Genomic DNA, 6730 nt, shown 5'->3' with positions numbered 1-6730 from the left:
AGGCTAGCCGAGTAATCGACTAGCCTTTTAAACTATCTATTTTTGAGACAGCCTCGATCTGAATTGAAAGAAATCTCCTTAAAAAAATTTACTCCCTCGCACCGCTGCGGGAGATTTTGCCAAAACTTCGAGGTCCGAAAAACCTCAAAGGTTAAATAGAGGGAAGTAAATTGTAAATCCGAAATCATAAATCCAAAATCACTGATGCCAATACTGGTCTATTTTCTTTTTCAAAAATACCACAGATCGCTGAAGTTGATCCATTCCGTCCACACCGTCTTCGATGCTGATCCAGTTGTCAAAACCCACACGTTTTAATTCAGTGAAAATGGCATCGTAATCATTTAAGCCTTTCCCCACTTCCCCATGACTCAGCCGTGCAGCATAGCCAGTCACGCCACTTTCCTCATTTTTCAAATCTTCAATAGTTCCATACTTCAAAAACCGATCGCTGGCATGCATGGTGACTACTCGCTCCGAAACCTCATACAGTAAATCGAGGGGATCTTCACCTGCTAAGAAAGCATTGCTTGGATCGTAGTTCACCCCGAAATTCGTATGCTTGATGCTGTTTACCAATTGGGTGAATAGCTCTCTTTTCTGGGCAAATTCGGGGTAATCCCAAAAGTCATCTTTATAGTGATTCTCCAAAATCAGCGTGATTCCAAGGGACTTGGCATAAGGTAAACAGGCTTGAATTGACTCAGAAGCATATTTTATTCCCTCATCTTCCGTGAGTTCAGGACGATATTGTCCAGAAAGTACGCGGCAGTATTTCCCTCCGAGTTCATCCGTCATCTCTATCCAATGCCTTTGTTTTTGAATTTCTTTATCTCGAAAAGCTTTGTCCGGATGAGTGAAGTCCGGAGAGCAGCACATCATAGGAATCACCATTCCTTTGTCTTCCACCATTCTTCGAAAGAGGCGCCAGTTTTCTTCCTTCTCCATTTCCAGAAAACCTGCATACCATTCCAATCCATCGATTCCCAGCCTGGAACCAAGTTCTATCCACTCCGATAATTTCATGCTTCCATCCTTGCAAAGTGCTTGCATGAAAGCTTTGGGAAAGGCTGCTATTTTGGGCATTTGAGTTTGGTGTTAAGGTTATTTGTGTGGAATGGTCGTCGCGTCCTTTGGAATATTTCTTCCGATCATCGGGAATTGCTCCAAATCAACAACTTGACCGCTAATTGGTCCGCTTTCATCTGAAAGCCAATAAATACATGCCACTGCGATTTCTTCAGGCCAGATAATTCTCCCTGCAGGAGCGTACATTTTAGATAATTCCTTGTACCAAGTATCCGAAAGTCCATGTTCCTTTTTTCGTTCTATTTCTTTCTCGGTAAGCACCCAGCCTGGATTAATTTGATTGACCCGCACGCCATTTTCCCGGAAAAGAGAATCTCCTAGATTCCTGGTCATAGTCATTAGTGCGCCCTTAGTAATGCTGTATGCCAAAAGATTGTGCTCACCGCTCCAGGCATTGATTGATCCAATATTCAAAACGGCACCATGACTTTCAATCAAATGAGGTAAAGCTGATTTGATAAGGAATAATGGGGCATAAGTATTTACCTCCATTAGTTTGTTTAAAAATGCCTTATCTGTTGATAAAAGCGTAGATGCTGCCACGATAGCGGCGTTATTGACGATACTGTCAAGTCTTCCCCATGTTGATATGGCAAGGTCCACTAGTCTTTGCCCAGCTCCTTCATTGGAGAGATCTTCTATGTGCAGTTTTGCATTTTCAGCACCTAATTCGGATACGACCTGAGCTCCTAAATCTTCTTCTAAGCCATGTATAATAACTTTGGCACCTTCAGCTACAACTTTCTTGGCGATGGCTTTCCCGATGCCCATCGTACTTCCTGTTACGATAATTACTTTGTCTTTTAATCGCATCTTAAACTGGTTTTAGAACACTTTTTACTACCTCTCCACTATGCATTTTCTCAAAGGCTTCATGCCATTCTGTGATTGGCCAGACACCTCCAATTATTGGTTTTACATTTAGAACTCCGCGAGCCAGAAGTCCTATAACTTTCTCCCATATCGGCCAGTTGTGACTGAAACTCCCTTGAAGATGTACATTTTTCTGTACCAAAGGATCAATGGAGAAATTACAGGGAGTAGGACCCCAACCTACCTTGGTGATTTGTCCATTTGGTCTCACTAGATCCATCGCGATTTTCAAAGTGGCGCTGATGCCTGCCGCGTCGATAATAAGATCAGCTCCCAGTCCATCGGTTTTTCTTGCCCATTCGGTAGCATCGTTGATGATAGGAGTAACTCCGTAACTTCTCGCTATTTCCAATCTACCGCGGTCTTTTTCCAAACCTAAAATGGCCACATCTCCACCGCAAATTTTTGCGACAGCAGCGCATAGAATCCCGATAGTTCCGGGGCCGATAACAAGTACTCGATCTCCTGGTTTGATATGGGAATTGACCGCGACAGCATTGTAGGCCACCGAGCATGGTTCGGTGAGGCATGCTTCCTCAAAGGAAAGACCTTCTGGAACACGGTGCAGGCAACGGGCTGGAACTCGCACGAATCGTGTCATGGCTCCATTTACTCCGTATCCAAATCCTTTTCTGGTTGGATCAAGATTATACAATCCTGTTTTACTCATGGGATTCTGTGGATCGATGACCGCTGCTGTTTCACTGACTACTCGATCTCCTATTTTCCAGCCGCTCACTCGATCACCGACTGAAGCAATCTTTCCTCCGAACTCGTGCCCCAAAACCACGGGATAATTTACTGGCCAAGAATGATCGGAAGTCCACTGATGCAGATCACTTCCGCAGACTCCCACATTTTCTACTTCCAATAAAATATCCTCATCTCCGATTTCCGGGAGGGGGATATCTCTGATTTCTACTGAGCCTTTTTTCTCTGAAAAATTCACTACGGCGGCAGATTTACCTGATATTGACATGAAATGATAGGTTTAAAAGTTACTGATAGTTTGAGAATGTATGGCTGTGCAGATTTTCCTTAGGGAAGCCTCAAGGTCGCCATCGGCAGTTTTGAATGCATCTGCATCTATTGTTAGTGGTGCACCTAGGACCACAAGAGGAGCGCCATATTGGGGACATTGGATGGCTTGTTCGAGCGAAAGTCCACCCACTGCCTGAACGGGAACTTTCACTGCTTGCACCACTTCCCGTAATTGATCCAAAGGACTTGGCATTCTGTGGCCGGCAGCGGCAATTCCTCTTCGCTCATCGTATCCAATATGATGGATCACATAGTCACATCCCAAATCCTCTAAAAATCTTGCTCCCTCCACCATATCTGGGCAACCCAAGTTATCACCCATCACTTTCACTCCATAATCTTTCCCAGCTTGCACCACGCATTTGATGGTTTCCTCATGTGCTCTTGCCATCACCACTACGTGTGTGGCACCTGCTTTTGCCATCATTTCTGCTTCCAGATATCCACCGTCCATGGTTTTTAAATCTGCAACGATTGGAATTCCCGGGAAAGCTTCACGCAATTTTCTGACTCCATGAAGCCCTTCGGCGAGAATCAGTGGTGTGCCGGCCTCCAGCCAGTCAACTCCTGCTCGCATCGCCAAAGCAGCCGTTTCCAGCGCTTCATCAATATCAGTGAGATCTAATGAGATTTGTACTATAGGTTTCATTTTGGGTTGGGTTAAAAGTATAGCAATGAAAAAAGACTTTGATGCTCAGATTTTTAAGATAAGGAAAATTGAAAAACATACTTTCCTGTTTTGGGATAAATGGAATTTTTTGTTTTGGAAACCAGTGAAAAAAACACTCATAAAATTGTTTACAGCAAGGTTACGAAGGACGCTAAGTTTTTTCCGCAGGGAAACCATACCTAATTTAAATTAAATTAATCTCTCCGAAATTCTATTTGATCTAGGCGGCTTAGCAGTCACCATAGCCATGAAAAAAGCCCAATTCCGGTAAAGAAAAGGGCTTTTATATTGTTATCGCAAAAATCAGGACCAGGCTTTTCGTAGGAACTTCAGCCAATTTCCATGCATGACTTTAGTGATGTCTTTTTCAGTAAAACCTCGTTTTCGAAGTAATTCAGGAATGGTATGCAGATCGCTAATAGTTTCTAGATCAGAAGGACACTGTTCGGTACCAAAAGCTCCATCCAAATCAGAACCAATTCCTATGTGATTAGCATTTCCGGCAATCTGGCAGATATGCTCCATGTGATCTATCACTGTATCCAAGGTCACATTTCTTTCTAGTGGAGTTGATTTGCCTCTTACCCATCCCGGGCTCAGCATCCAGGCATCCATTGCTCCTCCGATCACTGCGCCACGATCTATCAGGGCTTTAATCATTTCATCTGAAAACTGACGATTGTGATCTACCAATGCCCTGCAGTTATTGTGACTTGCCCAAACAGGACCTTTGTAGATGTCCAATGCTTCCCAAAAAGCCAAATCGCACAAGTGAGTTGCATCCAGAATGATACCCAACTCATCCATTTTCCGGATTAATGCTTTGCCTTGTTCGTTCAAAGGCGCCGAGGCATCTGTGCCGTGAGCATATCTTCCTTGTCCATAATGAGCTGGACCAAGGGCTCGAAGTCCACTTTCGTAAGCTTTCTCCAAATAATCAACTGTGACAATAGAATCAGCTCCTTCAAGAGAAAGTATAAATCCCACTGGTTTACTGGAATTATCTTCCCCGGTTTCCCAAATAGCCAAATGCTCATCCAACTCAGCGAGATTTCTGATTTGGGACATTTCACCTTTTTCAACCATAGCCTGATACCAAGCTAATTGACCTTGAGTCTGAGCCCAAGCCTGCTCTGGAGAATGCCAGCCAGGTAGTGCATTGCCGGGTGCCACGAAGCGGGCTATCTGCGTAGCGACGACCAAACCAATATTCCCTTCTCGAAGTGCCGGCAGGGAAACCACAGCATTTCCGCGATCGGGCTTATCGGAAAGTCCTTCTTCTCTCGCATTTATTTCTGAGACAGGCAACGTGAGATCACGATTCCATTCCAGCGCATTCATACTTAGGTCAAGGTGGGCGTCGATTGTTAGCATGGATTAAAAGCTTTGAAGTATGAAAACAGTTGGGATTTTATGCAAGTCGAGTGGGATTTGCTTCCACTCTTGAGCTGTCTTGGTCAGGATCATTTCGTCCGATCCTGTAATATTTTTTGCGATGCAAAGTTTGGTTTGAGGAGCAAGTGTCTTCAGCAGATCTTCCAACAACTGATTGTTGCGGAAAGGCGTTTCCATGAAGATTTGCGCTCTTCTTTCCCGAAGTGATTCAGCTTCTAGCTTCTTAATAGCAGCTGCTTTTTCTTTTTTATCAATGGGCAAATAGCCGTGAAAAGCGAAGGACTGACCGGAAAAACCGGATCCCATCAGGGCCATAAACATGGAGCTAGGGCCAGAAAGAGGAACGACTTGAATCCCTTTTTTATGCGCATGTTCCACAGCCAAGGCACCCGGATCTGCGATTCCAGGACATCCAGCTTCAGATATAATCCCTATATCTGCACCATTAATGAGTGGTTGCATGAGTCGGTTGATAAACTCAGGTGAGGTTCCTTTGTCCAAAATTTCCATGTGGACATGGTCTAGATTCACGCCAAGTTTCAAGCTTGAGATATAGCGTCTGGCAGTTCTCATATTCTCCACCAGATATACCTTGGTGTTTGCGATCACTTCTCTCACCTGCGGAGTGATGACTGCATCTTGGGTATTGTCCGCGAGAACATTCGGTATGAGGAAGAGTTTTCCTTTAGGCATTTTAGATTCGTTGTTTAAAAAAGAACGGAAAGTTAGGTAGAATTGGCTTTTTGAGCGAAGAAACTTTTTGATTTGCTACTCAAGAAATAGCCGAGATCATGCCTATTTCAAAAACCTTCTAATTTCCTCTACTACGGCATCGGGCTGCTCGGCATGTAGCCAATGTCCCGCATCTGCGATAAATCCCACTTCATTGTTGGGGAAAAAAGCATCAATGTCATCTAAGTCGGATTGTTGCACATAGCTTGAATTGGATCCTGCCAGAAATAAGGTTGGACCGGAAAAGCTTTGCCCATCGGGAAGCGCCTTGCCTACCTCATTGATTTTCTCAGTGATTACCGGCAAGTTGATTTTCCACATAAATCCATCCGAATCTCTGCCTAAGCTTTTTAGTAGAAATTGCCTTACTCCAATCTCAGGAATGTATTTAGCCAGCTCGTCATCCGCTTCTTTTCTGGATTGAATTTCACCAAGATCAAGTGAATTTAATCCCTCCAAAATGCTCTGATGATGCACAGCATAATATCTAGGAGCTATATCTGCCACAATCAATTTCTCCACTTTCCCAGGGTATTTGAGGGCAAAATTCATCACTGTTTTTCCTCCCATGGAATGTCCCATCAAAAAGGCTTTTTCCAGACCTTCCTTTTCCATCAGTTCTTTCAGGTCTTCCACCATCACATCGTAATTCCAATCATCTGACTGAGGAGAATCCCCATGATTTCGCTGATCGATCAGGTAAAGGGTGAAGTTGTCCTTGAGTTCTTTAGAGATGCTGAACCAATTATCTGCCGAACCAAAAAGTCCGTGAAGTATGATTAATGGCTTTCCTGTGCCTAGTTTTTTGAAATTTAACTGCATTTTGGATTTACGATATGCGAATTACGATTTACGAGATCCTTTGAACCTCAAACCATCATTCCTGTTCTCTGACAATTTTTCAATTTTTAATCTTACAATTCAACACTA

7 protein-coding genes are annotated in these 6730 nt (G+C 43.7%); all 7 read right to left on the bottom strand.

Features of this window, described 5'->3' with window-relative positions; translation table 11 throughout:
* Positions 1-198: 198 nt before the first annotated feature.
* Positions 199-1086: a sugar phosphate isomerase/epimerase family protein gene (locus AACZ87_RS21250; RefSeq protein WP_339870090.1), complete on the bottom strand. Its 888-nt coding sequence runs from the start codon at positions 1084-1086 to the stop codon at positions 199-201.
* Positions 1087-1104: 18 nt separating this feature from the next.
* A complete protein-coding gene (locus tag AACZ87_RS21245; RefSeq protein ID WP_339870089.1) occupies positions 1105-1902 on the bottom strand; it encodes an SDR family oxidoreductase in 798 nt (265 codons plus the stop codon).
* Position 1903: 1 nt separating this feature from the next.
* Entirely contained in the window at positions 1904-2941 is a 1038-nt protein-coding gene (locus tag AACZ87_RS21240) for a zinc-binding dehydrogenase (RefSeq protein WP_339870088.1), read from the bottom strand.
* A gap of 12 nt (positions 2942-2953) precedes the next feature.
* Positions 2954-3652: an orotidine 5'-phosphate decarboxylase / HUMPS family protein gene (locus AACZ87_RS21235; RefSeq protein ID WP_339870087.1), complete on the bottom strand. Its 699-nt coding sequence runs from the start codon at positions 3650-3652 to the stop codon at positions 2954-2956.
* A 324-nt stretch (positions 3653-3976) separates the two neighbouring features.
* Entirely contained in the window at positions 3977-5047 is a 1071-nt protein-coding gene (locus AACZ87_RS21230) for a membrane dipeptidase (RefSeq protein WP_339870086.1), read from the bottom strand.
* Between the two features lie 3 nt (positions 5048-5050).
* On the bottom strand, positions 5051-5761 hold the full coding sequence (locus AACZ87_RS21225) for an SAM-dependent methyltransferase (RefSeq protein WP_339870085.1): 711 nt from the start codon (positions 5759-5761) through the stop codon (positions 5051-5053).
* Between the two features lie 102 nt (positions 5762-5863).
* Positions 5864-6622 (bottom strand): alpha/beta fold hydrolase, encoded by a 759-nt coding sequence (locus AACZ87_RS21220; RefSeq protein WP_339870084.1) that lies wholly within the window; start codon positions 6620-6622, stop codon positions 5864-5866.
* Positions 6623-6730 lie beyond the last annotated feature (108 nt).

The sequence above is a fragment of the uncultured Algoriphagus sp. genome (genome assembly GCF_963974365.1).
In the GTDB taxonomy this organism is placed as follows: Bacteria; Bacteroidota; Bacteroidia; order Cytophagales; family Cyclobacteriaceae; genus Algoriphagus.
The sequence above is the reverse complement of the archived record's forward strand: the minus strand, read 5'-3'. Positions and strand labels throughout refer to the sequence as shown.